Below are 24194 nucleotides of genomic sequence, written 5' to 3' on the forward strand. Positions count from 1 at the left end.
GTCACTCCCCGAATCGCTCGTCGAGTGCCTGGCACACGGCACGGCGGATGTTGCGGTAGCCGGTGCACCGGCACAGGTGCCCGCTGAGCGCGTCGGCGACCTGTTTCTCGTCGGGGCGCTCGTGCTGTTCGACCAGGGCGGTCGCCGTCATGACGAATCCGGGCGTGCAGAAACCGCACTGCATGCCGTGGCACTCGTGGAAGGCTCGCTGCACCGGGGTGAGTGGGGCGTCGGCGGGGGCTAGGCCCTCTACCGTGCGGAGCTCGGCACCGGCGCATTGCACAACCAGGGTCAGGCAGGTGCGCACCGGCTCGTCGTCGACGAGAACGGTGCACGCCCCGCAGACTCCGTGTTCGCAGCCGACATGGGTGCCGGTGAGGCCGAGCCGGTCGCGCAGGAAGTCGCTGAGCAGCAGCCGCGATTCGACCTGGGCGGTGACAGGCCGTCCGTTGACGGTGAGGCTGATCTCGTGCCAGGCGGAGGGCTCGGCGAGCGGCGGTGTGCGCGCGCCGAGCGGGGTGGGGACCGAGGGGGTCATCAGCAACGCTCCCAGGCGGTGGTGCAGGCGCGGACGAGGAGGTGGGCGGCGCCCTCGCGCCGGTACTCGGCGGTGGCGTGGACGTCGTCGGAAGGGGTGAGGCGGGAGAGTGCGGCGTTGGCCGCTGCGGCGACAGCCTGCTCACCGATGTCGCTCCCCACGAGCGCATCTTCCACAGCGGGCAGTCGTACGGGGACGGGGCCGGCGCCGCAGAAGACCACGCGGGCGGCGCGGCAGGTGTTGGTGGCGGTGTCCCGTTCCAGGACTGCGGCCACGCCGACGGTGGCGAAGTCGCCGTGTCTGCGGGTCAGTTCTTCGAATGCCCAGCCGTGGTGTGCCGGGGGCGGCGGGAAGACGACCTCGGTGAGGAGCTCGTCCGCTTCGACTGCCGTGGAGAAGGTGGCGACGAAGAAGTCCTCGGCGATGACCGTACGGGTGCCCCGCGGACCCGTGATCACGAAGCGGGCGTCCAGGGCCAGTACCGCGGTGGGCAGCTCTGCGGCCGGGTCGTGGTGGGCGAGGCTGCCGCAGACGGTGCCGCGGTTGCGAATCTGAGGGTGTCCGATGTGGCCGATCGCGGCGGCGAGCAGCGGCCATCCGTCCCGTACCGCGTTGTCCGCGGCGGCGTGGGCCTGCCGTACGGCGGCTCCGATGCGGAGGTCGCCCGACCCGTCCACGTGGAGCCGGCCGAGTTCGGGGATCCGTGTGATGTCCACGAGCACCTCGGGCCTGGCGAGACGCATGTTCAGCATGGGGATCAAGGACTGGCCGCCCGCCACGACCTTGGCCTCCCGCTCCTCGTCGGCGAGGAGGGCGACCGCCTCGCCGACGGTGCTGGGGGCGGTGTAGTCGAAGGGTATGGGTTTCAACCTGCTGCCACCGGACCTCTCCTGTCGTCGCGCCGTGGCATTCCACACGGGCCAACTTATCTAGTACCTTAAATGATTCACATTAAAGCTTCTTCTTGGCAAGAGGTTGCGAGAGATTTCACGGCCCGTGGAGGCGACATGCGACACGTCATCGACCAGGCAGCCGCCTGGCAACGCTCCGGAACCCGCTTCGCCATGGCAACCGTCGTGCGGACCTGGGGCTCGTCCCCGCACGGTCCGGGTGCGTCGATGCTCGTGTCCGAGGAAGGCCGCATCGTCGGCAGCGTCTCCGGCGGCTGCGTCGAAGCCGCCGTATGCGCGATCGCGGAGGAGGTGCTCGCGGGCGCCGCCCCGACGCTCGAATGCTGGGGGGTCGGTGACGAGGACGCCTTCGCGGTGGGCCTGACCTGCGGCGGAACGATCGAGGTACTGGTCCGCGAGGTGGGTGCGGATGTACCGCTCAGTCGGCTCGCCGCCGACATCGCGGCCGGCGTACCAGTGGCCCTGGTCACCCCCGTCGACGGCAGCGGCTTCCTGACCGTCGGCTGCGGGAGGACAACCGGCTCCCTGGGCGACCCCCGGACGGACCGGGCGGCGACCCTGGCCGCCGAGGGCATGCTCCGGCGCGGCGCCAGCGGACTCGTGACCAGCGGGAACGACGCGACCGAGGAATCCGCCTGCGCGCCGGAGCGTGAGCTCCTGGTGCAGTCCTTCGCCACGCGACCACGCCTGCTGATCTTCGGCGCGGTGGAGTTCGCCCGTCCCCTGGCGGACATGGGCGCCGCACTCGGGTACCGCGTGACGGTCTGCGACGCCAGGCCAGCCTTCGCGGTGGCCGAGCGCTTCCCGAGGGCCCACGAGGTCGTCACCGAACGACCCGACCGCTGGTTCCGCGCCCATGAGCACCTGGTCGACGCTTCGTCCGCGGCATGTGTGCTGACCCATGACGCACGGTTCGACGTGCCGGTTCTCGACCTCGCCCTGCGTAGTAGAGCCGGGTACGTCGGAGCCATGGGCAGCCGCCGGACGCACGCGGACCGACTGGAGCGGCTGCGTAGAGCGGGCACGACCGAAGCGGAACTGGCACGGCTGCGCTCGCCGATCGGATTGGATCTCGGTGGCCGGGGCCCTGAAGAGACCGCCGTATCCATCTTGGCCGAGATCGTCGCGGTACTGCGCGGCGGCACCACCCTGCCGCTCACCTTGCGAACCGGCCCGGTACACAAAGTGTAATCATTTTTGAACGACTGTTTTTATGAACACTCGTTTAATCTGGACTGCGTGGATCCGAAGAACAAGAGCCGTCGACGATCGGCCGCAAGCCCCAAGCCGGAAGCGGAAACCGGCCGGGGAACAGGGCAACCGCCACCGCGCCGTCCCGGCTCCCACAACCCGGAGCGCAATCGCCAGGCGGTCCTTGACGCGGCGCGGCGCCTCTTCAGCGCACACGGCTACAAGGGCGTGGGCGTCCGAGCCATCGCGGCCGAGGCGGGAGTGACACCCGGCCTGGTGATGGCGTACTTCGGAACCAAGGACGGCCTGTTCCGTGAGGCGGTGGCCGGCGGGTCGGGCATCACCGACGACGTGCTGTCCGCCGCAGCGGACAGCACGGGCGAACTGCCCGCGACTCTGGCCCGCGCCTACCTCAACCGGTGGGATCACCTGCCGGTCGACGACCCCTGGCCCGCATTGATCCGCTCGGCCGTCAACCACCCGCCAAGCGCCGAGCTTCTGCGCACGATCCTGGAGAAGCAGGTCGGCGAACCCCTCGCGCGCCTACTGGGCGACTCGGCCGACGCGGAGGCGCGCGCCGCCGTCATTCGGAGCGTCCTGTTCGGCGTGATCATGGAGCGCTACCTCTTCGCCCATGAACCGGCGGCCTCCGTGCCCACCGAGGAGCTCGCTCCTGCGTTGACGGACGTGCTCACCACCGCATTCGGCAACGCCCTCGACCTCGCTCCCCCACCTGCGCCGGGCGGCGCCACCGACGGCGAGGAAGGGTCCGTTCGCCCCGGCGTCGCCCGCTCCACAACGGGCTCCGAGGACACCTGGCCGCACTCGGAGCCCGTACACCCCGAGCATCTGCGCCCGGCGCCCGCTGCCCGGGCGGCGGACAACTCCCCCGCAGCCGTGTTCGCACGACTCAACGAGTGCGCCGCTGCTCATCAGGAACTGATCAGCAGGACCGTCCGCGAGTACGGCATCAGCCTGCCCGCCTACGACGTGCTCGCCGCCCTCCACGACGCGGGAGAGCCCTACCGCCGGACGACGGGCGAGGTGGCAGCGGCCGACAGGGTCCGCGTGGGCGGTCTCACCCAGCACGCGGACCGTCTGGAGGCAGAGGGGCTGATCCGGCGCGAGCGCGACGCGGACGACCGCCGGATCATCCGGCTGTGTCTCACCCCGGAGGGTCTCGCACTGGCCGAGCGGATCTTCGCCGTACGGTCGGCCCAGGAGCAAGAACTGCTCGCCGGACTGGGCTCGGCAGACCGGCGCCGGCTCTCCGGGCTGCTCGGAGCCCTGGGGCGAACGCTGGGGGCCGGGGTCCCGGAGAAGTGACGGCAGCCGGCAATGGCGGTTGTCCGTCATACGTGTCCGATCCGCACAACGCGCCTGGAGAGCCTCCGTTCTTCCGGTGAGGACGATGTCAAAGGCTGCCGAGGCAGGGAGGAGCAAACACTCGGCTTCCCAGGCAATACAGGGGCAGAGGCGATCGGCCTGTCGAGCCGCGTCCATCGGGCACTGGTCCCACGCAGGAGCAGTTCCGCCACACGGACGAGTGACAGCGCCGGGTGCAGGGTGAAGAGCCTGCGCTCAGTCCGTCCGTCTCGACGTAGGTGCCGATGAGGATGGTCATCTGCGTTCTGCTCCGGCATTTGTCGTGTGAGGCACATGGGCTCACGAGTTCGTGCGACTGTGGGATATCTGCTGGTTGTGAGCACGTGCTGACGGATCCGCATCGAAGACCGGCTTCAATCCAGCCCCTGGGACGTCGGCCGACAGCGCTCACGGACGGCGTTCAGGGCGGCGGGAGGTGCGTGGTGCGGTCCTGTCGCGCTGCTGTGCGTAGTGCGGCAACGACGGCCGCGGTCGTCGGGTTGGTCGTCTCGGTGTGACGGGTCGCGGCGAACAGGAGGCGCAGGATCGGGTGGTCCTTGATGGGCGACATGCGGATTCCGGGTGTGCCCGGGTCGATGGCTGTCTGGGGGACGAACGCGGTGGCGAGGCCGGCTCGTGCGAGGGCGAGCTGGGCGGCGATGTCGGCAGTGACGTAGCGCGTCGTGGGTGTGAAGCCGGCCTGGTGGCAGGCGTGCAGGATGGCCTGTCCGCAGTCCGTGGTCGCCGGTGGCACGACGAGGTTGTGCGTGGCCAGTTCACGCAGAGCGACGGGACGCTCGTCGGATCCGCCGGCGGCGGTGACGACGAGCAGCGGATCGTCAAGCAGGGGCGAGACCTCGACGCCCCGGGGTGCGGTCTCCGACAGGTGGTGGTAGCGCTGCCCCAGCACCACGTCGACTGTGCCGAGCACAAGTTCCCGCAGTTGCGCCTGGTCGGTGACAAGACAGGTCAGGGCGAGCTGCGGATGGTGCGAGGCCAGTGCGGTCAGCGCGGGGGCCACGATCCGGGCGACGGTCGACGGCAGCGCCGCGAGCGTGGCGGTGGCCCCGACCGTGCCCTTCACCGCTGCGACGGCGCACTCGGCTTCCTCCATGGCGGCGAGGATCCGGTCGGCGTGTTCGAGCAGGACGCGGCCCGCTTCCGTGAGCGCGACGGTTCGCCCTTCGGGGCGCAGTAGATCGACCCCGAGATCGTGCCTCAGTGCGGCCAGCTGCTGGGACACGGCACCGGCGGACAGCTCGAGTGATCGGGCGGCCGCGGTGATGGAGCCGCGGGCGGCGACGGTCTTGAGCATGTGGAGACGGCGGATATCCAGCATGACTCGATAGCTTACCTAAAGGGTTCCATTAGAAATCATCCCCTTGACCTGACAAGTCGAGGTGAGCGACCTTCAGCGCATGGAAATCCTCGACTGCATCTCCGCGGTTGCCCGGCCCATCCACGATTTCGGGGACGAGTTCATGTCCGACGATGCGACCGCCGCCATCGGCCTGCGCGCCGGGTTCGCACCAGGGCGTGGCTTCTAATGCCGCGGACGCTTCGGGGTGCTCGGCGAGGCGCCGGCTTCGGTGGTCCAAGCGGTACAGGGTTTCCTCGGCCCCGATCTGGTCACTGCCGGGTGGCGGGCCGGACGGTCCGTGATGCCTCCGGAGGAAGCCGCCGCCTGCTACGCACAGGCCGTCCGGACGTGGGGGCGCGCAAACATCCCCACCGACGCCGACGTGGAGCACTTCAACCACCTGGCACAGCAGCTGATCGACGCCGCCGACGCCGACGCACTGCCTCTGTTCGCCAGCTGGCGCGCGCAGCCCTGCCCCGGCGACGACCCTGTCGGAGCGGCGATGCAGCGCATCCACGTGCTCAGGGAACACCGTGGCGCCTGCCATCTGGCAGCGGTGCGCCTGTGCGGGCTGAGCGCCCAAGAGGCAATGGTCATCAACCTCGGCGTCGAGCAGGCAGCCCACTACGGCTGGCAGGAGCCACGTCCCGTCGCCGCAGCCCTGACCCCCCGATGGCAGCGTGCCGATCGACTCACCGACGAGTTGCAAGCGCCGCTCTACGCCACACTCACCGACCGGCAACGAACCGAATTCGCCCAGCACGTCCATGCATTGACCGGCGCCCTGACCGCATGACCGGATGTCGTGAACACCAACAGGTGAACGAAGGCCGGGCGGTCGTCACCACCGCCTAACCACCGGCCCTGGACGCCACCCCAAAGAGAAATGCGATGAAAGTCAGCACAACGCCCCTCTCGCAGGTGCTCGGCCGGTCCGGGCGCGGGTCTCGCCTGGTGGAGCGGCGCGCGCCAGCACCCCAGGGCGCGGCATGATCGCGACCATGCTGATTGCTCATGAGGGTCGTTCACCGACCGTCCACCCCACGGCCTATGTCGCTCCGACCGCCACGCTGTGCGGAGACGTGCGCGTGGGGGCAGGATGCCGGGTGCTGTTCGGCGCGGTGCTCACCGCCGAGGGCGGGCCGGTGGAGCTGGGCGAGGGCAGCATCGTGATGGAGAACGCCGTCCTGCGTGGCACCCGACGGGATCCGCTGATTCTTGGACGGCAGGTCCTGGTCGGCCCCACCTCCTACCTGACCGGCTGCCGGGTCGAGGACGAGGTGTTCCTGGCCACCGGCAGCCGCGTCTTCAACGGAGCCCGGATCGGGACTCGCTCCGAGGTGAGGATCAACGGCATCGTGCATCTGCGCACCGTGTTGCCCGCCGACTCAATGGTGCCGATCGCCTGGGTCGCCCTCGGCGACCCGGTGCGCATCTTTCCGCCGGAGGACCACGCCGAGATCTGGGCGGTGCAGAAGAACCTGGACTTCCCCGGCTACGTCTTCGGACTGGACCGTCCAGCCGACGGCGAAAGCCTGATGCCGGCCATCGCCGAACGCTTCGGCCGCAGCCTCGGCCGCCACAGCAACGACCAGCAGATCTGAGCCCCGCCGGAGAGGCTCGGTCCTGCCATCCGCTCAAGGGCTGGTCCGGCGTGGCCCGCCTGCCCGTACACGGCGGTCAGCAGGGTCCATAAGGGCCTCAGGACAAGGGTGTCTTCCTGGTCTGTGCCACATGTCGCGCGCTGCCAGCCCTTATCCGTGAGCAGCACGCATGATGCAACGTACGGGCTTCGACACGCTCTCCGTACGAGGTCTGGCCGCCGGTGCCCTCAGGTGGCCGGACCTGATCTCGACTCCTGGCGCCACCGCGCACCGGCCGACCCGGTCTGAGGCCGGAGGCCTTCAAGCTCGCTGCGTTTCGGGCATTCGGCCAGTCCTGGCTGATCTTGGCCGCGTACATGAACTCCGCGAGCAGCGTGCAGCCCTCGCCGTGCGGGCGCCCCGTCGGCGTGCTTGAGCAGGCCCTGCTCTGCCACACGTGGGTCCCCGGCACAGGCTCCCCTGTTCATGGACGCCGTCCGTGTACGCGCTCACCGAGCTCGCCGACCAGCGGTGGCCGGCCCGGGCAACTCCTTTGACTTACCCGACCGGTCGCTCGCCCGTGCCCCGTCTTCTGCTGGGCACGTGGCGGAAGACGGGGCACCGGTGGGTGGGGTCAGCGGTGGTGGCGGCCCCAGGACTCGGTGTCGATGATGCAGCCGAGGTCACTCCACCGTCTGCCGGGCCCACCAGCATTCCGCTGGAGCGCGGAAAAAGGGGCGCCGGCCCGGGCCGAAACCGAAGACCATGCGCTCGGACGCTCTCGTGGCGGCCTGGGCACAAGGAAGGGCGGGGCGGGGTCGGGAGCCGCGGCCGGGACCACTCGGCAACCAGCAGTTTTGTGTCCGCCGCTGCTTGCCGGGCGTGGGGTGGGCAGTGCCGTCAGCTCGTCGTACCGGGCGTCGACGCCCCCGTCGCCGGGGTGCCGCTCAATGCTGGCGGCGCCTACCTCGTACCGCTGGTTCCACTCGACGAAGACTACCCACTGCTCTCGCTCCAGCGCGACCAGCTTCTCGTCCGCCGGCCACACGAAGTACTCGTCCGGGGAAACGGAGGAGTCGACGTCGTGGCACTGGAAGTAGTGAGGCACTCCACCCATCCCGACAAGCCCCGCACGAGGACCGTCGCACCAGTCCAACTCGGCGTATACGTGCTCGAACCCGACGGCAGCCAACTGCCGCTCACCCCAGACCTCAGCCACCCGGACAGATGCCGTCAGACGCCGTTCACGTACACGATCACGATCTACAGCCGGAGTAAAGCCGCCATGCTCGGCTCTGCTGGGGTTTCGCCGGGTGGAGCCTCATGCTTCGTCGACGGGGAAGATAGAGTCCGCGATCTGCACGAGCTGGTCGTCACTCAGCTGCGTGGGAACCATCCACGGAGGCCGGTTCCACTCTCGGGTTCTCCACGTGCAACGGCTCGCCCGCCCAGCAGTTCATCCCTCTGGCGGACATCTCCGTCTCCCCGTCGGGCCGGTGCCTCCACGTGCCCTGGGGCAACACCACGAACGGCACCCGGTTCCAGATCCCCGACTGCAACGGCAGGCCGCCCCAGAAGTGGTCGTTCATGACCCGCGATTGAGCCTCCGCGTTCACCCGCACCCCCACCCGTACCCCGCCCCGCTCGACCGTGCGGGGTGGGGCAGGGGCGGGCCGGTCTCCTCACGCATATCGGCCCACCATGTCCGGGGCCACACAGGTATCCCCGAGGTGAGGACAATCGCCTCTACGCGAGACGCCGGGACCCACGAGGATCGGCCAGGACGGCGGCCGACTGTCGGGGCGGTCCAGATGCCGTGTCCCTTCGGGTGCGCGCCTCGTTCGCATACGTGGGCTTCGGTCGATCGAGTACGAGGTGCCTCATGCGGGTCCGGATGGTTTCGGAGAGTGAGAACGGGTCCTGTGCGGGGACGGTGGCCCGTACGGGGAGGATGAACGTCCTGGACCGCGCGTTCGCGCTGTTCCCGGACCGCAGCCCCGCGCGAGTGACGGTGGTCCACGTCCTGGACTTTCCCGCGGGGTCGTTCGCGCTCGACGACCTGCGCGCACGTGTGGCCGAGCGGGCGCCCGGGCTGGAAGCCCTCAATGTCGCGGCGGTCGGAGGAGCTCGGTCCTGGACGCGGACCGCGCCGCCCGAGGCCGGGCTGCATGTGGGCGCGGAGCACGTGGACGGCCGGCTCGGCGAGGCGACCGACGCGCTGCTGCGCGGGGCTCTGCCCGCCCGTCCGGCCCCCGGCTGGGACCTGCGGATGCTGACGTGTCGGGTCGATCAGGTGCAGCGGGTGTGCTTCCGCATCGACCATGCCGTCACGGACGGCGTCGGTGCGGCCCACCTGGTGGCGGCGCTTCTGGCGGACGCACCCGTCGTAGGGCCGTACCCCTATCGGCCGCCCGTGTCGCGACGTACCCCGCGAGCGTGGTTGCGTACGTCGCCGTTCGGAAGGTTTCCCGAGCACGAGACGGTTCCCGCCGGGTGCGACGCGGCGGGGAGCGGGCTGGCGGCCATGGCGTACGCGGACGTCCCGGACGGCCGCCTGCGGGCGGTGGCTTCGCGGTGGGGAGTGGGCGCCAACGATGTCTACCTCACAGCGGTGACCGGCGCGCTCGCGGCCTTGCAGCTGCGGCAGGCGGGCCGGGCACAGGACCTGCGGGTGGTGATGCCTATGTCGGTCCGAACGCAGGAGGCACAGTTCACGCCAGGGAACGCCGCTCTGCCGGCGATGCTGCGGTTGCCGTGCACCGCGACCGGCCCGGGTGCCCGTCTGGAGACCGTGGCCGGGCAGACCCTCGCCCACAAGGGTTCCGGGCTGCGGGAGGGCGGCTGGAAGACCCTCCTGCGCGTACCTCCCCGACTCCTCCACCGCTCGATGCAGCGCCCCGGTTTCCGCCTGGCCACCAGCCACATCCACATCAACGGCACCTACCGCGTCCTGGGTGCTCCCCCGCTCGCCGCCAGCATCTTCGGCCTGAACAGCCCCGGCATGCTCGGCTACTTCTCCCTCACCCGGACCATGACCACCGCCCGCATCACGATCGTCCACGACCAGTCCCATACTGCGGCCGCCGACCTCCCCGAGCTGTGGCTGAAGGCTCTGGACGAACTCTCCGAGCACATGGAGCCCGTCGGCGCGATGCAGCGGATCGCCCCGCCCGCCCAGTTGCGGGACAGCCCTTAAAGCGTGTTGCAGTAGGCTGGGATTCGGGCATCTTGCCTGTATGGGTGGGGTGTTGAAGGCTGGGCCGTTGTGGGTGGAGACGTTCACCGGGCTGCGGATGCGGCAGTTCGAGCGGCTGCTGAAGGTTGTGCGGGAGCGGGGCGGGAACGGTCCCGGTGGTGGGCGGCCGTGGTGTCTGCCGCTGGCGGACCGGGTGCTGTTGGTGGCCGTTTACTACCGCACGAACCTCACGATGCGGCAGCTCGCGCCGCTGTTCGGCTGCTCACCGGCGACGGTGTGCCGGGTGATTCAGCGGCTGCGGCCGCTGCTGGCGATCGAGCCGGCCGCCCGCCCGGCCGACACGGTGGAGCGGTTGTGGATCGTGGACGGCACCCTCGTTCCGGTCCGTGACCGAAAGGTCGGCGCCTCGTCACGCAACTACCGATTCTCGGCGAACGTGCAGGTCATCATCGATGCCGACACCAAGCTGGTGGTGGCCGCGGCCCGCCCGGTGCCCGGCAACACCGCGGACGCCAGGGCCTGGCGGGACTCCGGCCTCGCTGCTGCCTGCGAGAGCGTGACGGTGCTGGCCGACGGCGCGTACATCAACACCGGACTCGTCGTCCCGCACCGCAAACGCCCCGGACGGGCCCTCCTGCCGGGGGAGGAGGAGGACAACGCCCAGCACCGACGAGTACGGGCCCGCGTCGAGCACGCCTTCGCCCGCATGAAGCACTACAAGATCCTCCGCGACTGCCGTCAGCGCGGCCACGGCCTTCATTACGCGGTCCAGGCCGTCGCCCACATGCACAACCTTGCCCTCGCCGCATGACCAGACCGGCCACGACCCCGGCCCCGACCTGCCCAGATACAACCTTCTGCAACACGCTTTAGGGCTTGCCGGGAAACAAGTCGTGGCTTCCAGCTTTGGGGCTCGTTGTTCTGGTATGGGGAGACCGGAGGGGATCGAGGCCGTTCTGGCGGCGAAGTTCCAGGTGTTGTTGCCGCATCTGGACGAGCGTCAGCGTCGGCTGGCCATAGGGGCGGAAGCACTGTCGCTGGGGCCGGGGTCCGGGAGGCCACGGTCTCGCGTGGGGCGGCTGAACTGGATTCCGGTCAGGCCCCGTTGGGGCGGGTGCGTCATCCCGGCGGAGGGCGGAAGAGGGCGGCCGAGCTGGACCCTGGGCTGCGGCCGGCACTGCTGGCGCTGGTCGAGCCCGACGCGCGGGGACAGCATGCCGTCGGGCGGCGCTCAGTAGTGCCCTACGTTCGCCACCGTCGTACTCGGCCCGCACAAGACGCAGCCTCATCACGATGTCTTCGCGGGAGCACTGAGCCTCCAGCAGATCAGGTTCCATTGCGAACTGACGCTCGGCGAAGTGGAGGACCAAGAGGGAGTGGTAGGTCACAGTCCCGCCGCGCGCGCCGTTCAGGGCATTCGCAAACTTGCCCGACACGGCGCCGAGAGGGTGGAGGACGGCGTCGACGGCTGCGCGAATGAGCCGCGCATGTTGTTTGATCGCCGCCGCATGCTCCGGCCCCGCCGAATCCTCGCTACGGGTCAACTCGTCCAGTAGCCGTGCGAGCCTTCTCGGCTCGAACCTGTCGCCTTTGTGGAGGGCTGTGGCGGCAAGCTGACCGGCAAGCTCCGCAGCTTCGTAGCGCAGGCCGGCTTCCCGGAGCGCCTCCAACTGCCGGCCCCTCAGTACGGACGCATGCCCTCTGAACCCAGCGTCTTGCAAACGCGAGGCGATTTCGCCGTACTTCTCGGCGGAGCGATCCGGCGCCGACGCTCGCTCGGCTTCCGCTTCGCGCAGGATCGCCCTCACGTCATTCGTCTTGAGAGGTCCGATGAGGATGCGATCCGCCTGCTCCTGGCGGTCGAGTGGCGGAGCAGGTACACCCGGGAGGGGAGCCCCGGTACAGAACACTTCCGCCGTCTCACGAGTCCAGAACCGGGCAACAACGTCAGCCTGATAGCGGAGGAAATCGTTGATCTGTTCAGCACCCCAGAGGTCCAGTTCGAGGTCCTCGTGTTCCCCCTGGAGAGCAGCCAGTTCGTCGGCCAGCTGGGTGCGCTCAGTGGATGCGGAGGTGGCGATGATCAAATGGCCAGCACCGAACGGTCGTCTTCCGCCCGTGAACGTCTCCACAGTCTTCCGCAGGTCCCCCGCGGTGAACTCCTGGTAGTCCTTGCACTGGACGACGACGAAGCGACCGTCCGCATCGCGGCCGGCAAGGTCGATGCCGTGCTGGATCTGTCCCTGCACCCCATACCGGCGAAACTTGATCCCTCGGATGGCGAGGACGCGGCTTGAGACCGCGAGCATCAGCTTCTCAAAACGGTCCCACCCGATCGCCAGGTCAAGGTCATCGCCAGGTGGCCTGCTACCGGGGCCGCCGGCACTGGGTGGATGGCCGAGATCGGGATCCACCGCCACGGGCAGCCAACGATCCACGGTGGTGTCATCGACGACAACCACTGGGGTCGCGTCGGGTGCGAGGGGAGAAATGTCGTGCTCAGCCACGGCCAGGAGTGTCCCACGCGCCGCGCCGGACCCGCCCACGGCTCCGCCCTTGCAGACGCTCCGGAATCACGTCCACGGGATCCGACTCATGACGCACCGGTGCACTACCGCGGCCTCGCGTCGATAATTGCGCCATGATGCGCATTCGCAAAGAGCATCCTCTGCCACTTCAGCCTGACGCACCATCAGGAAAGTCAGCATTCAGTCAGCATCCGTACCGCGCCGAACCGTCACCGGGCGCCACGAACCGCCAAGATCAACAATTGGCCTCGCCTGCTCTGACCTGCAAAAACCCTGCTCAGCGACTTGGCTGCTAATCTCACTAGGAGGTATCCGTGAGGATGCTGATCAACGTTCCCGAGACCGTCGTCGCCGACGCGCTGCGCGGAATGGCCGCCGCTCATCCCGAGCTCACGGTCGACGTGGAGCGGCGGGTCGTGGTGCGGCGGGATGCGCCCGTGGCGGGGAAGGTCGCGCTGGTGTCCGGGGGTGGGTCCGGGCACGAGCCGTTGCACGGGGGGTTCGTCGGGCCCGGGATGCTGGCGGCGGCGTGTCCCGGGGAGGTGTTCACCTCCCCGGTGCCCGATCAGATGGTGCGGGCCGCGGCCGCCGTCGACAGTGGCGCCGGGGTGCTGTTCGTCGTCAAGAACTACACCGGTGACGTACTGAACTTCGAGATGGCGGCCGAACTGGCCGAGGACGAGGGCATCCAGGTCGCCAAGGTCCTGGTCGACGACGACGTCGCCGTCAAGGACAGCCTGTACACGGCGGGCCGCCGCGGGACCGGCGGCACGCTCTTCGTGGAGAAGATCGCGGGCGCCGCCGCCGAGGAGGGCGCACCCCTGGAGCGCGTGGAGGCGATCGCCCGCCGGGTCAACGAGCGCTCCCGGTCCTTCGGCGTCGCGCTGAGCGCGTGCAGCACCCCCGCCAAGGGCAGTCCCACCTTCGATCTTCCGGAGGGCGAGCTGGAGCTGGGCATCGGCATCCACGGCGAACCGGGGCGCGAGCGGCGGCCGATGATGACCTCCCGGGAGATCGCGGACTTCGCCGTCGACGCCGTCGTCGAGGACCTCCGCCCGTCCGGTCCGGTCATCGCCCTGGTGAACGGGATGGGCGCCACCCCGCTCCTGGAGCTGTACGGCTTCAACGCGGAGGTGCAGCGCGTCCTCGGCGAGCGGGGTGTGCCCGTGGCCCGGACCCTCGTCGGCAACTATGTGACCTCGCTCGACATGGCCGGCTGCTCGGTGACCCTGTGCGAGGTGGACGAGGAGCTCCTTCGCCTCTGGGACGCGCCCGTGCAGACGCCCGCGCTGCGCTGGGGCCGGTGAGACGAGGGATGGGCGAGGACAGCGAGATGACGGAGACCTCCGGCGCGGACTTCGGCGCGGACTTCCTGGTGCGGTGGCTGGCCGCTGTGGCCGAGGCCGTCGACCGGGAGGCGGACCGGCTCACCGAGCTGGACTCGGCGATCGGCGACGCCGACCACGGCGCCAACCTCAAGCGCGGGTTCGCCGCCGTGACCGAGACCCTGGCCAAGGAGCCGCCCGCTACGCCGGGCGCGGTGCTCGTCACCGCCGGCCGGCAGCTGATCTCCACCGTGGGCGGCGCGTCGGGGCCGCTGTACGGCACGCTGCTGCGCCGTACCGGCAAGACGCTGGGCGACGAGGAGCGCATCACCCGGCTGCAGTTGGCGGAGGCCCTGGGCTCGGGTGTGGCCGCCGTGTCCCAGCTGGGCGGCGCGCAGGTGGGCGACAAGACGATGCTGGACGCGCTCGTTCCGGCCGTGGAGGGCCTGCGGGACTCGTTCGGCGCGGCCCGTGACGCCGCCGAGGAGGGCGCCCTCGCGACCGTGCCCCTGCGGGCGCGCAAGGGCAGGGCCAGCTATCTGGGCGAGCGGTCGGTGGGGCACCAGGATCCGGGGGCCACGTCCTCGGCGCTGCTGTTCGCCGCCCTTGAAGAGACCGCGGGGGCGGGGATCGCGCGTACCGAGGGGGCGTCATGAGTGGCGGGACCGGCGCGGGTCCGGTCGGCATCGTGCTCGTCTCGCACAGCGCCGCCGTCGCTGCGGCGGTGGCCGAGCTGGCCCGTGGGCTGGCCGGCGGCGGTGACCTGGCGCCGGTCCTCCCGGCCGGCGGGACGCCGGACGGTGGCCTGGGGACGAGCTCCGAGCTGATCGCGGAGGCGGCGAAGGGCGTCGACCGGGGCGCCGGAGTGGCGATCCTGGTCGATCTGGGGAGCGCGGTGCTCACGGTGAAGGCGCTCGTCGCCGAGGGCGACGAACTGCCCGAGGGCGCGCGCCTGGTGGACGCGCCGTTCGTCGAGGGCGCGGTCGCCGCGCTGGTCACGGCGAGCGCGGGCGGGGACCTCGACGCGGTCGCGGCGGCGGCCTCGGAGGCGTACGCCTATCGCAAGGAGTGACTGCGCGCAGTGAGCGAGGGGCCGCACCGGGTGGCGACCGTGTTGTGATGTACCTGGTCAACGCACTAATGTCGCAGGGCCTTGGTGTACGGGAAACCGGTGCAGTACCGGTGCGGCCCTCGCCACTGTGATCGGGAGGTCCGGCTCCACCCCCGCGGGAATCACCCGCGGGGAAGCCACTGGACCACGACGGCGAATCGTCGTGGTGTGGGAAGGCGGAGTCGGGCCGGCATGACCGTCAGCCAGGAGACCGGCCAGGGTGCGTTGTCCATCCACGAGGTGCTGGAGAGGGTCTCCCAACCATGCATATAGCCGAGGGGTATCTGCCCCCTGTGCACGCCGCCGCCTGGGGCGTCGCGTCCGCGCCGTTCGTCGTCCACGGGGTTCGCGCGCTGACCCGCGAGGTGCGGTCGAATCCCGAGTCCACCCTGTTGCTCGGCGCCTCGGGCGCCTTCACTTTCGTTCTGTCGGCACTCAAGTTGCCTTCTGTCACCGGTAGTTGCTCACACCCGACCGGTACGGGTCTGGGCGCGATCCTCTTCCGGCCGCCGATCATGGCGGTCCTGGGGACCATCACCCTGCTCTTCCAGGCCCTGCTGCTCGCCCACGGCGGACTGACCACGCTCGGCGCGAACGCCTTCTCGATGGCGATCGTCGGGCCCTGGGCGGGGTACGGGACGTACGTACTGCTCCGCCGGTTCGGTACGCCCCTGATGGTGGCCGTCTTCTTCGGTGCGTTCGTCGCCGATCTGTCCACGTACTGCGTGACCAGCGTGCAGCTGGCGCTCGCCTTCCCCGACCCGGGCAGCGGGATACCCGGCGCCCTGGCCAAGTTCGGCGGGATCTTCGCCGTGACCCAGATTCCGCTGGCGGTGAGCGAAGGCCTGCTCACGGTGCTCGTGATGCGACTGCTCACGCAGTCGAGCAAGGGCGACCTGATCCGGCTCGGCGTCCTCGCCGGTCGCACGTCGGACCGACGCGAGGAGGCGGCCGCGCGATGAGCCGGAACGCGAAGATCAACGCCCTGCTGCTGCTCGTCGTCGCGGCGCTGGCGGTCCTGCCGCTCGCGCTGGGGCTCGGGGACCACAAGGAGGAGCCCTTCACCGGGGCGGACGCGGAGGCGGAGACCGCGATCACGGAGCTCCGGCCGGACTACGAACCGTGGTTCAGCCCGCTGTACGAACCGCCGTCCGGGGAGATCGAGTCGGCGCTGTTCGCCCTGCAGGCGGCCCTTGGTGCCGGTGTCCTGGCGTACTACTTCGGTCTGCGGCGCGGCCGTCGGCAGGGGGCGGCCCAGGCGGAGGCTGCCGGGACCGCCAGGACGGCGCAGGCGGATGATGCTGCTCGGGCGGCCGATGCCGCTGCGACCAAGGCCCCGGAGAGCGACAGCGGCTCGGGTTCCGTGTCGGGTGCCGTGTCCGGCGGCGGACAGGACGCGTAGCCGCCGATGTTGCCGATCGACGCGGCGGCGCACAGCAGTCGCTGGCGCCGCCGCCATCCCGCCGAGAAGGCGCTTCTCGGCTTCGGTCTGACGTTGTGCGCGGTGGGCCTGCCGCCGTGGCCGGGTGCTGTTCTCGTGGCGACGGCCACGCTCACGGTGCTGCTCGGGCCGGCCGGCGTGCCGGGCCGGGCGCTGTGGCGGGCGTTCCGGATCCCGCTCGGGTTCTGTGTCACGGGCGCGGTTCCCCTGCTCTTCGAGGTGGGTGGCCCCCGGGGGCTCGTCGCCCTCGCGCCGGGCGGTCCGGTGCAGGCGGGCGAACTGCTGCTGCGGACCGCCTCGGCGTCGCTCGGAGTGCTGCTGTTCGCGTTCACGACGCCGGTGTCGGACGTCCTGCCCCGGCTCGTACGGGCCGGGGTCCCGGCGCCGGTGGTGGACGTGGCGCTCGTGATGTACCGGATCATCTTTCTCCTGCTCGACTCGATGTCCAAGATCCGGCAGGCCCAGGCGGCCCGCCTCGGGCACACCACGCGGGCGGCGACCTGGCGTTCCCTCGCGGGCCTCGGCGCGACCACGTTCGTACGGGCCTTCGACCGGGCTCAGCGCCTGCAGTCGGGGCTCGCGGGACGCGGGTACGACGGGACGCTGCGGGTCCTGGTGCCCGCGTGCGCGATCTCCCGCCGGTTCCTGACCGCGTCCGGTGCCCTGCTCGCGGGGCTCGTCGCCCTCACCCTCGCACTGGAAAGGTTCCTTCCGTGACGTCTTCGACGCCTCCGCCCCCTCCGACACCCGTCGTGGAGCTGGTGAACGCGGGCTTCGCCTACGAGGACGGGCCCGCGGTCCTGTCCGGTGTGCACTTCGCGGTTGCCGAGGGGCGGGCGGTCGCGTTGCTCGGCCGCAACGGCAGCGGCAAGACGACGCTGCTGCGGCTGCTCAGCGGCGGCCTGCGGTGCGGGAGCGGGTCGCTGCTCCTGGACGGGGCGGAGGTGGCGTACGACCGGAAGGGACTGACCCGGCTGCGGACCACCGTGCAGCTGGTGGTGCAGGACCCGGACGACCAGCTGTTCGCCGCGTCGGTCGGCCAGGACGTGTCGTTCGGTCCGATGAACCTCGGCCTGTCCGAGGAGGAGGTCCGGCTGCGGGTGCGGGAGGCACTTGAGGCGCTGGACATCGTGGCGCTCGCGGACCGGCCGACGCATCTGCTGTCGTACGGACAGCGCAAGCGGGCGGCGATCGCGGGTGCGGTGGCGATGCGTCCCCGGGTGCTGATCATGGACGAGCCGACGGCGGGCCTCGACCCGCACGGGCAGGAGCGGCTGCTCGACGCGCTCCGGAGGCTGCGGAAGTCCGGCACGACGGTGCTGATGGCCACGCACGACGTGGATCTTGCGCTGCGCTGGGCGGACGAGGCGGCGGTGCTCGCCCCTTCGGGCCTGCGGACCGGCCCGGTCGCGGAGCTCCTCGCGGACGACGCCCTGCTCGACGAGGCGAGACTGCGACGCCCCTGGGGCACGGCGGTGGCACGACTGCTCCGCTCCCGGGGCCTGCTCACCGCGGATGCCCCGGAGCCGCGTACGCCGGAGGAGCTGGACGCCTGGCTGGGGGCGGCCGCGGCGCCGCACGGCGCCGAGTAGCGACGCCACGGGCCACGCGCCACGCCCTGCTCGCCGCTCACCGCCGACGCGCTTGCTACTGAGTAGTAGACATCACGTCCCGAATCTTCTGCAACTAGTTGCATAAAGGGGGGGAGGTCACCTAGAACTGTGGCTGACGTTCCTGCGCGAGGAGGCGCCCGCATGACCCCGTACCCGCACCTGCTGAGCCCGCTCGACCTCGGGTTCACCACCCTGCCCAACCGGGTGATCATGGGGTCGATGCACGTCGGCCTCGAAGAGACCGAGCACGGCTTCGAGCGCATGGCCGCCTTCTACGCGGAGCGCGCCCGGGGCGGCGTGGGCCTCATCGTCACCGGTGGCATCGCGCCCAACGACGCCGGTCGCCCCTGGGACGGCGGCGCCAAGCTGACCACCACGGACGAGGTCGCCGAGCACCGGCTGATCACCGACGCCGTGCACGAGGCCGGCGGCCGCATCGCGATGCAGATCCTGCACTTCGGCCGGTACGCGTACCACCCCGCCCTCGTCGCGCCCAGCGCGATCAAGGCCCCCATCAGCCCCTTCGTACCGAACGAGCTGACCGACGCCGAGGTCGAGCAGACCGTCGAGGACTACGCCCGCTGCGCCGAGCTGGCCAAGGAGGCCGGGTACGACGGCGTCGAGGTCATGGGCTCCGAGGGCTACCTCATCAACGAGTTCATCGCCGCCGCCACCAACCAGCGCACCGACCGCTGGGGCGGCTCGTACGAGAACCGCGTCCGCTTCCCGCTGGAGATCGTCCGCCGCATCCGCGAGCGCGTCGGGGAGGACTTCATCCTCGTCTACCGCCTCTCCATGCTGGACCTCGTGCCCGGCGGCTCCACCCTGGAGGAGGTCGTCCGGCTCGCCAAGGAGATCGAGGCGGCCGGCGCGACCATCATCAACACCGGTATCGGCTGGCACGAGGCACGCATCCCCACCATCGCGACGTCCGTGCCGCGGGGCGCCTACACCTGGGTGACGAAGAAGCTGATGGGCGCGGTCTCCGTGCCGCTCGTCACCAGCAACCGCATCAACACCCCCGAGGTCGCCGAGGAGATCCTCGCCGACGGCCGCGCCGACCTGGTCTCGCTGGCCCGTCCCTTCCTCGCCGACCCGGACTTCGTCGCCAAGGCCACGGCCGACCGGGCCGACACGATCAACACCTGCATCGGCTGCAACCAGGCCTGCCTGGACCACACCTTCAACCTGAAGATCACCTCCTGCCTGGTCAACCCGCGCGCCTGCCACGAGACCGAGCTGGTCCTCTCCCCCACCCGCCGCGCCAAGCGGATCGCCGTCGTCGGCGCGGGCCCGGCCGGCCTCTCCTGCGCGGTCTCGGCGGCCGAGCGCGGCCACTCCGTGACCCTGTTCGACGCGGGCGCCGAGATCGGCGGTCAGCTGAACATCGCCAAGAAGGTCCCCGGCAAGGAGGAGTTCGACGAGACGCTGCGCTACTTCCGCGTGCAGCTCGCCGAGCGTGGGGTCGACGTCCGCCTGAACACCCCGGTCGCCGCGGGCGACCTGGACGACTTCGACGAGGTCGTCGTCGCCACCGGCGTCTCCCCGCGCACCCCCGGCATCGCGGGCGTGGACCACCCGAGCGTCCTCAGCTACCTGGACGTGCTGCGGGACGGCGCGCCCGTCGGCGAGCGGGTCGCGATCATCGGTGCGGGCGGCATCGGCTTCGACGTCGCGGAGTTCCTCACGGACGGCGGGGAGGGCGCGAGCCAGGACCCCGAGACGTACTTCCGCCAGTGGGGCGTGGACACCTCGTACGAGAACCGGGGCGGACTGCGCGCGCCCGAGCGCGGCGCGCCGCCGCGCCAGGTGCACCTGCTCCAGCGCAAGGAGTCCAAGGTCGGCGCCGGCCTCGGCAAGACCACGGGGTGGATCCACCGCACCGAGCTGAAGCACCGGGGCGTGGCGATGGTCGCGGGCGTGTCGTACGACCGGATCGACGACGAGGGCCTGCACGTCACCATCGGCGGCGAGCAGCAGCTGCTGCCCGTCGACACGGTGGTGCTCTGCGCGGGCCAGGAGCCGCGCCGGGACCTGTTCGAGGAGCTGGTGGCGGCGGGCCGCGTGGCGCACCTGATCGGCGGCGCGGACGTGGCCGCCGAGCTGGACGCCAAGCGGGCCATCGACCAGGGCACCCGGCTCGCGGCCACCCTGTGATCACCGTGGCCGACCACTTCTAGGATGCGTCCATGTCCCTCCCGCACGCGATCCTCACCGCGCTGCTCGAAAAGCCGTCCTCCGGCCTCGAACTGACGCGCCGCTTCGACAAGTCGATCGGCTACTTCTGGTCGGCCACGCACCAGCAGATCTACCGCGAGCTGGGCAAGCTGGAGCAGGCGGGGCACATCCGCGCCCTGCCCGCCCCGGTGCCCGTACGGGGGCAGCGCAAGGAGTACGAGGTGCTGCCCGCGGGGCGGGAGGCACTCGGCACCTGGGTGGCGAGGTCCGAGGACCCGAAGCCCATGCGGGCCGCCCTGCTGCTCCGGATGCGGGCGGCCGCGGTGGTCGGCGCGTCGGGTCTGCGCGCCGAGCTGACCCGTCATCTCGCGCTGCACCAGCAGCAGTTGGACGAGTACCTCGCGATCGAGACCCGCGACTTCCCGAGCGAACGCCGCCACTCGGAACCCGACCGGCTGCGTCATCTCGTCCTGCGGGGCGGGATCGAGATGGAGCGCTTCTGGGTGGAGTGGCTGACGGGCGCGCTGGCGGAACTCGGGAGAGAGTGACCTCCGGGGCGGGGCGCCCTAGGCGAGCCAGAGCGAGGAGTGCCGGTGGCGTGCCGGAGCGATGTCGACGGCGTCGGCGGCCTCTGCGTCGAGGACTCCCTCGGGGGTGTTCAGTGTGCGCAGGAGCGCGCCGATCCCGTTGCGCAGGTACTGACGCGCCCGGCGTTCCTCCTGGGCGGACCGGTCCGCCACTCCGGTGTCCCGGTTGAAGCGGGGCCATCGGTAGAGGGCCACTGTGCGGCGGATCGCGCACGGGCGAGGCCGTCCGCGCTGTCGCGTCGAGGGATGTCCTGGCGGGCTACCTGAAGCCCGTCGGGCCGCTCGGGCGTTCGCATGCCATGCGCCTCACCCTAGCCGTGGGCCCGGGCGGCCGAAACAGTACGGCCGCGGCGCCTCTCGGCCCGTACCTGCGTGGATACTGGACCGTTGGAGTTCCACGACACGAAAGGGCGGGTATGGCCGACGACTTGGGGCGCCGGGTGACACGTCACGCGGTGGTCATCGGGGGAAGTCTCGCTGGGCTGCTGGCCGCTCGGGTGCTGGCCGAGCATGCGGAGAAGGTGACGGTCGTCGAGCGCGACCGGCTCCCCGAGGGGCAGGAACCGCGGCCGGGCGTCCCGCAGGGCCGGCACCTGCACGTCCTGATCGCGGGCGGGCAGCAGGCGCTCGACGAGCTGCTCCCGGGGTTCATGGACGAGTTGACCGCTCTCGGCGCGCCCAAGGTGGGTGTCCCCGAGGACATGGTCCAGTGGCAGAACGGCAAGTGGTACCGCCGCACGCCCGCGACCGTGCACTTCTACACCGGCTCGCGCCCCCAGCTGGAGTGGCTGGTGCGGCAGCGCGTCCTCGCCGACCCCCGGATCGAGCTGATCGAGGGCACCGAGACGGTGGGGCTCACCGGCGACTCCTCGCGCGTACGGGGCGTACGGCTGCGGGAGCGCGGCGCGGGGGCCGACAAACAGCCCCGTACGCTCACCGCCGATCTGGTGGTGGACGCGTCCGGCCGGTCCACGAAGGCCGCCGACTGGCTCGCGGGCATCGGCGCGGAGGCACCGCACGAGGAGACCCTCGACACCGGTCTCGCGTACGGCACCCGCGTCTACCGCTCCCCGGACGAGGTCCCGGGCACCGACGCGACCGGCTACTACATCGTGCCCAACCCCGCCCAGGTGTACGGCGGTGTCGTGCTGCCCCTCGGCGACGGGCGCCACCTGGTGACCCTGTCGGGCCTGCGCGGCGACGAACCGCCCACCGACGAGGGCGCGTTCGAGGAGTACGCGAAGCGGCTGCCGCACCCGGTGGTCAGCGACTGGCTCGCGCGGGCCGAGCCCATCTCCCCGGTGTACGGCTTCCGCAGGACCGCCAACATCCGGCGCCGGTACGACCGTCCGGGGCGCCGCCCTGCCGGATTCCTGGCCACCGGCGACGCGCTGTGCGCCTTCAACCCGATCTACGGGCAGGGCATGGCCGTCGCCGCGCTCAGCGCGGTCGCACTGCGCCGGGCGCTCGCTGACACCAAGCGCACCCCGACCACCCGCACCGTGCAGCGCGCGCTGCTCGACGCCTCCCGGCAGGCCTGGGACATCTCGGCGGGCGCGGACAAGAAGATGCCCGGGGCGACCGGTGACGCGGCACGCCCGGGTCCGATGGACAAGGCTGTGGGCTGGTACCTGAGCCGGGTGCAGGCGCGGGCCGCGGGCGACCCGGTCGTGGGCGGGCCCTTCCGCGCGGCTCTCACCCTGACCGCCCCGCTGACGAGCCTGTTCGCTCCGTCGGTGGCGCGGGCGGTGCTCTTCGGTCCGGAGGCCGAGACACCCTCGGGGCCGCCGCTGCGCCGTACGGGCACCCCCTAGCGGTGCGAGGGGCGGCGGTGGACATGCCGCCGCCCCTCGCCCCGGACGGGAATCGGCCCGCGCGTGGCGAGTCGGCCACCACCCGTGACGCGGAGCAGTTCAGGCCCCCGGCGCCGCCGCCACCATCCCCGCCGCGATGGCCCCGCCGAGCGCCGCGTAGTCGTCGGCGTTCTGGCCCGCGTAGGCGAGGGCGAAGTCGGCGACGGCGCGGTCGAAGACGTCGGAGCCACCCAGGTAGGCCGCGATTCCGATCCGGTCGCCCGAGCGGGCGTGGGCGCGGGCCAGGGCGCGGCCGCAGAGCCTGGCGTAGTCCCGGAGCAGGGCCGGGGACATGGTCTCCACCTCGGCCGAGCCCTTCATGTCGCGCAGCTGGCGCCAGTAGAAGTGGCGTTGCTCGGGGCCGGTCATCCAGCCGAGGAAGATGTCGCTGGCGGCCTGGGTGAGGCGCTGCCCGGAGACGACACGGTGTCCTTGGTGGGTGTACGTACTCGCCGGCAGGTACTCCTCCAGGACGGACTTCCCGGCCTCCTTGATCTGGAGGATGAGCGGGTCTCCGTCGTCGCGGCCTTCGAGGAGGAGGACGAAGCAGCGGGTGCCGACGCTGCCGACGCCGACGACCTTTCGCGCCGCGTCGACGAAGCGGTAGCGGTCGAGGAGGACACGGCGTTCCTCGGCGAGCGAGCTGCGGTAGTCGTTGAAGATCTTGCCGAAGGTGACCCGGTCGAGGTCCGTGGCCCGTTCGAGGAGCGGCGGGTCGTCGACGATGTGCCGGGCCCCGGTGGCGTCGGTCTCGGTGAGCTTGTTCAGGACCTGGAGGCTGGTGCGGCGGCGGGCGCCGGCGAGCCGGTTCACGAGGCGGGCCCGGTCGTCGCGGCGGACGAGGGGGACCAGGTCATCGGCGGCGATCCGCTCGTACCAGACGGCGAGCTCGCCGAGTCCGGCGAGCCGGCGCATGGCCGTCCGGTACGCCTCGGTGGCGACGAGGGCCGCCCGGTGGGCCTTGGCCTTGCTGCTGCCGTTCTGGAGGGCGGCGACGGTGATGCTGGCGGCGAGCCGCTTCACGTCCCATTCGAAGGGTCCGGGGAGCGTCTCGTCGAAATCGTTCACATCGAAGAGGAGGGTCCGTTCGGGTGAGGCGTAGACCCCGAAATTGAGGAGGTGGGCGTCGCCGCAGAGCTGGACGGTGAGCCCGGTGTGGCGCTGGGCGGCGAGGTCGGCGGCCATCACCTCCGCGGCGCCGCGGAGGAAGGCGAAGGGGGAGGCCGACATCCGGCCGTACCGGAGGGGGACGAGGTCGGGCAGCCGGCCCGCGGACTCGCGTTCCAGCACGTCGATGGGGTCGGGGCGCTGGGAGCTGGGTATCCAGCGGCCGTGCGAGGAGCGGGGGACTCGCTTGCGGGCCGCCCTGCCCTGTGCGGCGCGCTCCGACGGTGTCGTCATCCGGCCTCGCCCA

Annotated in this window: 23 protein-coding genes, 2 pseudogenes and 1 riboswitch; of the genes and pseudogenes, 20 read left to right on the forward strand and 5 right to left on the reverse strand. The window is 71.0% G+C overall.

Annotated features, from left to right (window positions below; genetic code table 11):
- Window position 1: 1 nt before the first annotated feature.
- Window positions 2–538 (reverse strand): (2Fe-2S)-binding protein, encoded by a 537-nt coding sequence (locus OG514_RS35040; RefSeq protein ID WP_266901670.1) that lies wholly within the window; start codon window positions 536–538, stop codon window positions 2–4.
- Window positions 538–1407 (reverse strand): xanthine dehydrogenase family protein subunit M, encoded by an 870-nt coding sequence (locus OG514_RS35045; RefSeq protein ID WP_266901672.1) that lies wholly within the window; start codon window positions 1405–1407, stop codon window positions 538–540. Before OG514_RS35045 ends, OG514_RS35040 begins: the two co-directional genes overlap by 1 nt.
- A 138-nt stretch (window positions 1408–1545) precedes the next feature.
- Here OG514_RS35045 and OG514_RS35050 point away from each other — a divergent pair, with 138 nt between their 5' ends.
- Together OG514_RS35050 and OG514_RS35060 are read left to right on the forward strand one after the other, a co-directional pair.
- A complete protein-coding gene (locus tag OG514_RS35050; protein WP_266901674.1) occupies window positions 1546–2640 on the forward strand; it encodes an XdhC family protein in 1095 nt (364 codons plus the stop codon).
- Window positions 2641–2688: 48 nt separating this feature from the next.
- Window positions 2689–3966 carry a TetR family transcriptional regulator gene (locus tag OG514_RS35060; RefSeq protein ID WP_323181678.1) on the forward strand — a complete coding sequence of 426 codons (1278 nt, stop codon included), beginning with the start codon at window positions 2689–2691 and terminating at the stop codon, window positions 3964–3966.
- Between the two features lie 460 nt (window positions 3967–4426).
- Here OG514_RS35060 and OG514_RS35065 read toward each other — a convergent pair whose 3' ends face one another.
- Window positions 4427–5344, reverse strand: coding sequence for a LysR family transcriptional regulator (locus OG514_RS35065; protein WP_266901676.1), 918 nt, complete (start codon window positions 5342–5344; stop codon window positions 4427–4429).
- Window positions 5345–5423: 79 nt separating this feature from the next.
- Between OG514_RS35065 and OG514_RS35070 the strand changes: the two genes are divergently transcribed.
- From OG514_RS35070 to OG514_RS35145, 17 genes and pseudogenes are all read left to right on the forward strand, one after another.
- Window positions 5424–5552, forward strand: a complete 129-nt coding sequence (locus OG514_RS35070; protein WP_266901678.1) for a hypothetical protein — start codon at window positions 5424–5426, stop codon at window positions 5550–5552.
- Window positions 5553–5570: 18 nt separating this feature from the next.
- Entirely contained in the window at window positions 5571–6161 is a 591-nt protein-coding gene (locus OG514_RS35075; protein WP_266901680.1) for a hypothetical protein, read from the forward strand.
- 193 nt (window positions 6162–6354) lie between these two features.
- Window positions 6355–6969 (forward strand): gamma carbonic anhydrase family protein, encoded by a 615-nt coding sequence (locus tag OG514_RS35080; RefSeq protein ID WP_266901682.1) that lies wholly within the window; start codon window positions 6355–6357, stop codon window positions 6967–6969.
- Between the two features lie 1389 nt (window positions 6970–8358).
- Window positions 8359–8550 (forward strand): annotated as a pseudogene (locus OG514_RS39550) (RICIN domain-containing protein); the annotation flags it as partial.
- Between the two features lie 349 nt (window positions 8551–8899).
- Window positions 8900–10144, forward strand: a complete 1245-nt coding sequence (locus OG514_RS35085; RefSeq protein ID WP_266901684.1) for a hypothetical protein — start codon at window positions 8900–8902, stop codon at window positions 10142–10144.
- A gap of 40 nt (window positions 10145–10184) precedes the next feature.
- The gene (locus OG514_RS35090; RefSeq protein ID WP_266901315.1) at window positions 10185–10955 is read left to right on the forward strand and encodes a transposase family protein; all 771 of its coding nucleotides are present in this window, start codon (window positions 10185–10187) and stop codon (window positions 10953–10955) included.
- A 115-nt stretch (window positions 10956–11070) separates the two neighbouring features.
- Window positions 11071–11354, forward strand: a pseudogene (locus tag OG514_RS35095) (ISAzo13 family transposase); the annotation flags it as partial.
- Window positions 11355–11838: 484 nt separating this feature from the next.
- Window positions 11839–12441, forward strand: a complete 603-nt coding sequence (locus OG514_RS35100) for a hypothetical protein (protein WP_266901686.1) — start codon at window positions 11839–11841, stop codon at window positions 12439–12441.
- 545 nt (window positions 12442–12986) lie between these two features.
- Window positions 12987–13979 (forward strand): dihydroxyacetone kinase subunit DhaK, encoded by a 993-nt coding sequence (dhaK, locus tag OG514_RS35105; protein WP_266901688.1) that lies wholly within the window; start codon window positions 12987–12989, stop codon window positions 13977–13979.
- Window positions 13980–14005: 26 nt separating this feature from the next.
- Window positions 14006–14653, forward strand: a complete 648-nt coding sequence (gene dhaL, locus OG514_RS35110) for a dihydroxyacetone kinase subunit DhaL (protein WP_266901690.1) — start codon at window positions 14006–14008, stop codon at window positions 14651–14653.
- Entirely contained in the window at window positions 14650–15069 is a 420-nt protein-coding gene (locus OG514_RS35115) for a PTS-dependent dihydroxyacetone kinase phosphotransferase subunit DhaM (protein WP_266901692.1), read from the forward strand. The genes dhaL and OG514_RS35115 overlap by 4 nt, the downstream gene beginning before the upstream one ends.
- Before the next feature lie 37 nt (window positions 15070–15106).
- A riboswitch (cobalamin riboswitch) is annotated at window positions 15107–15343 on the forward strand.
- Window positions 15344–15371: 28 nt separating this feature from the next.
- A complete protein-coding gene (locus tag OG514_RS35120; protein WP_266901694.1) occupies window positions 15372–16070 on the forward strand; it encodes an energy-coupling factor ABC transporter permease in 699 nt (232 codons plus the stop codon).
- Window positions 16067–16510 carry an energy-coupling factor ABC transporter substrate-binding protein gene (locus OG514_RS35125; protein ID WP_266901696.1) on the forward strand — a complete coding sequence of 148 codons (444 nt, stop codon included), beginning with the start codon at window positions 16067–16069 and terminating at the stop codon, window positions 16508–16510. The genes OG514_RS35120 and OG514_RS35125 overlap by 4 nt, the downstream gene beginning before the upstream one ends.
- A gap of 6 nt (window positions 16511–16516) precedes the next feature.
- Entirely contained in the window at window positions 16517–17266 is a 750-nt protein-coding gene (gene cbiQ / locus OG514_RS35130; protein ID WP_266901698.1) for a cobalt ECF transporter T component CbiQ, read from the forward strand.
- Window positions 17263–18141, forward strand: coding sequence for an ATP-binding cassette domain-containing protein (locus tag OG514_RS35135; protein WP_266901700.1), 879 nt, complete (start codon window positions 17263–17265; stop codon window positions 18139–18141). The genes cbiQ and OG514_RS35135 overlap by 4 nt, the downstream gene beginning before the upstream one ends.
- A gap of 162 nt (window positions 18142–18303) precedes the next feature.
- On the forward strand, window positions 18304–20319 hold the full coding sequence (locus OG514_RS35140; protein ID WP_266901702.1) for an NADPH-dependent 2,4-dienoyl-CoA reductase: 2016 nt from the start codon (window positions 18304–18306) through the stop codon (window positions 20317–20319).
- Between the two features lie 32 nt (window positions 20320–20351).
- The gene (locus OG514_RS35145) at window positions 20352–20888 is read left to right on the forward strand and encodes a PadR family transcriptional regulator (RefSeq protein ID WP_266901704.1); all 537 of its coding nucleotides are present in this window, start codon (window positions 20352–20354) and stop codon (window positions 20886–20888) included.
- An 18-nt stretch (window positions 20889–20906) separates the two neighbouring features.
- Here OG514_RS35145 and OG514_RS35150 read toward each other — a convergent pair whose 3' ends face one another.
- Window positions 20907–21122 (reverse strand): hypothetical protein, encoded by a 216-nt coding sequence (locus OG514_RS35150; protein WP_266901706.1) that lies wholly within the window; start codon window positions 21120–21122, stop codon window positions 20907–20909.
- Between the two features lie 221 nt (window positions 21123–21343).
- Between OG514_RS35150 and OG514_RS35155 the strand changes: the two genes are divergently transcribed.
- The gene (locus tag OG514_RS35155; protein WP_266901708.1) at window positions 21344–22741 is read left to right on the forward strand and encodes an NAD(P)/FAD-dependent oxidoreductase; all 1398 of its coding nucleotides are present in this window, start codon (window positions 21344–21346) and stop codon (window positions 22739–22741) included.
- Between the two features lie 99 nt (window positions 22742–22840).
- On the opposite strand, the gene OG514_RS35160 is transcribed toward OG514_RS35155, so the two are convergent.
- The gene (locus tag OG514_RS35160) at window positions 22841–24181 is read right to left on the reverse strand and encodes a DUF2252 domain-containing protein (RefSeq protein ID WP_266901710.1); all 1341 of its coding nucleotides are present in this window, start codon (window positions 24179–24181) and stop codon (window positions 22841–22843) included.
- Between the last annotated feature and the right edge of the window lie 13 nt (window positions 24182–24194).

The organism is Streptomyces sp. NBC_00572 (genome assembly GCF_026341815.1).
GTDB lineage: Bacteria > Actinomycetota > Actinomycetes > Streptomycetales > Streptomycetaceae > Streptomyces.

Excerpts from the sequence above, each read along its gene's own strand:
- OG514_RS35040 (WP_266901670.1), bottom strand. The coding sequence starts at position 538 with ATGACCCCCTCGGTCCCCACCCCGCTCGGCGCGCGCACACCGCCGCTC.
- OG514_RS35050 (WP_266901674.1), top strand. The coding sequence starts at position 1,546 with ATGCGACACGTCATCGACCAGGCAGCCGCCTGGCAACGCTCCGGAACC.
- OG514_RS35065 (WP_266901676.1), bottom strand. The coding sequence starts at position 5,344 with ATGCTGGATATCCGCCGTCTCCACATGCTCAAGACCGTCGCCGCCCGC.
- OG514_RS35070 (WP_266901678.1), top strand. The coding sequence starts at position 5,424 with ATGGAAATCCTCGACTGCATCTCCGCGGTTGCCCGGCCCATCCACGAT.
- OG514_RS35080 (WP_266901682.1), top strand. The coding sequence starts at position 6,355 with ATGATCGCGACCATGCTGATTGCTCATGAGGGTCGTTCACCGACCGTC.
- OG514_RS35085 (WP_266901684.1), top strand. The coding sequence starts at position 8,900 with ATGAACGTCCTGGACCGCGCGTTCGCGCTGTTCCCGGACCGCAGCCCC.
- OG514_RS35090 (WP_266901315.1), top strand. The coding sequence starts at position 10,185 with ATGGGTGGGGTGTTGAAGGCTGGGCCGTTGTGGGTGGAGACGTTCACC.
- OG514_RS35100 (WP_266901686.1), top strand. The coding sequence starts at position 11,839 with ATGCCCTCTGAACCCAGCGTCTTGCAAACGCGAGGCGATTTCGCCGTA.
- dhaL (WP_266901690.1), top strand. The coding sequence starts at position 14,006 with ATGACGGAGACCTCCGGCGCGGACTTCGGCGCGGACTTCCTGGTGCGG.
- OG514_RS35115 (WP_266901692.1), top strand. The coding sequence starts at position 14,650 with ATGAGTGGCGGGACCGGCGCGGGTCCGGTCGGCATCGTGCTCGTCTCG.
- OG514_RS35120 (WP_266901694.1), top strand. The coding sequence starts at position 15,372 with ATGCATATAGCCGAGGGGTATCTGCCCCCTGTGCACGCCGCCGCCTGG.
- OG514_RS35125 (WP_266901696.1), top strand. The coding sequence starts at position 16,067 with ATGAGCCGGAACGCGAAGATCAACGCCCTGCTGCTGCTCGTCGTCGCG.
- cbiQ (WP_266901698.1), top strand. The coding sequence starts at position 16,517 with ATGTTGCCGATCGACGCGGCGGCGCACAGCAGTCGCTGGCGCCGCCGC.
- OG514_RS35140 (WP_266901702.1), top strand. The coding sequence starts at position 18,304 with ATGACCCCGTACCCGCACCTGCTGAGCCCGCTCGACCTCGGGTTCACC.
- OG514_RS35145 (WP_266901704.1), top strand. The coding sequence starts at position 20,352 with ATGTCCCTCCCGCACGCGATCCTCACCGCGCTGCTCGAAAAGCCGTCC.
- OG514_RS35155 (WP_266901708.1), top strand. The coding sequence starts at position 21,344 with ATGGCCGACGACTTGGGGCGCCGGGTGACACGTCACGCGGTGGTCATC.
- OG514_RS35160 (WP_266901710.1), bottom strand. The coding sequence starts at position 24,181 with ATGACGACACCGTCGGAGCGCGCCGCACAGGGCAGGGCGGCCCGCAAG.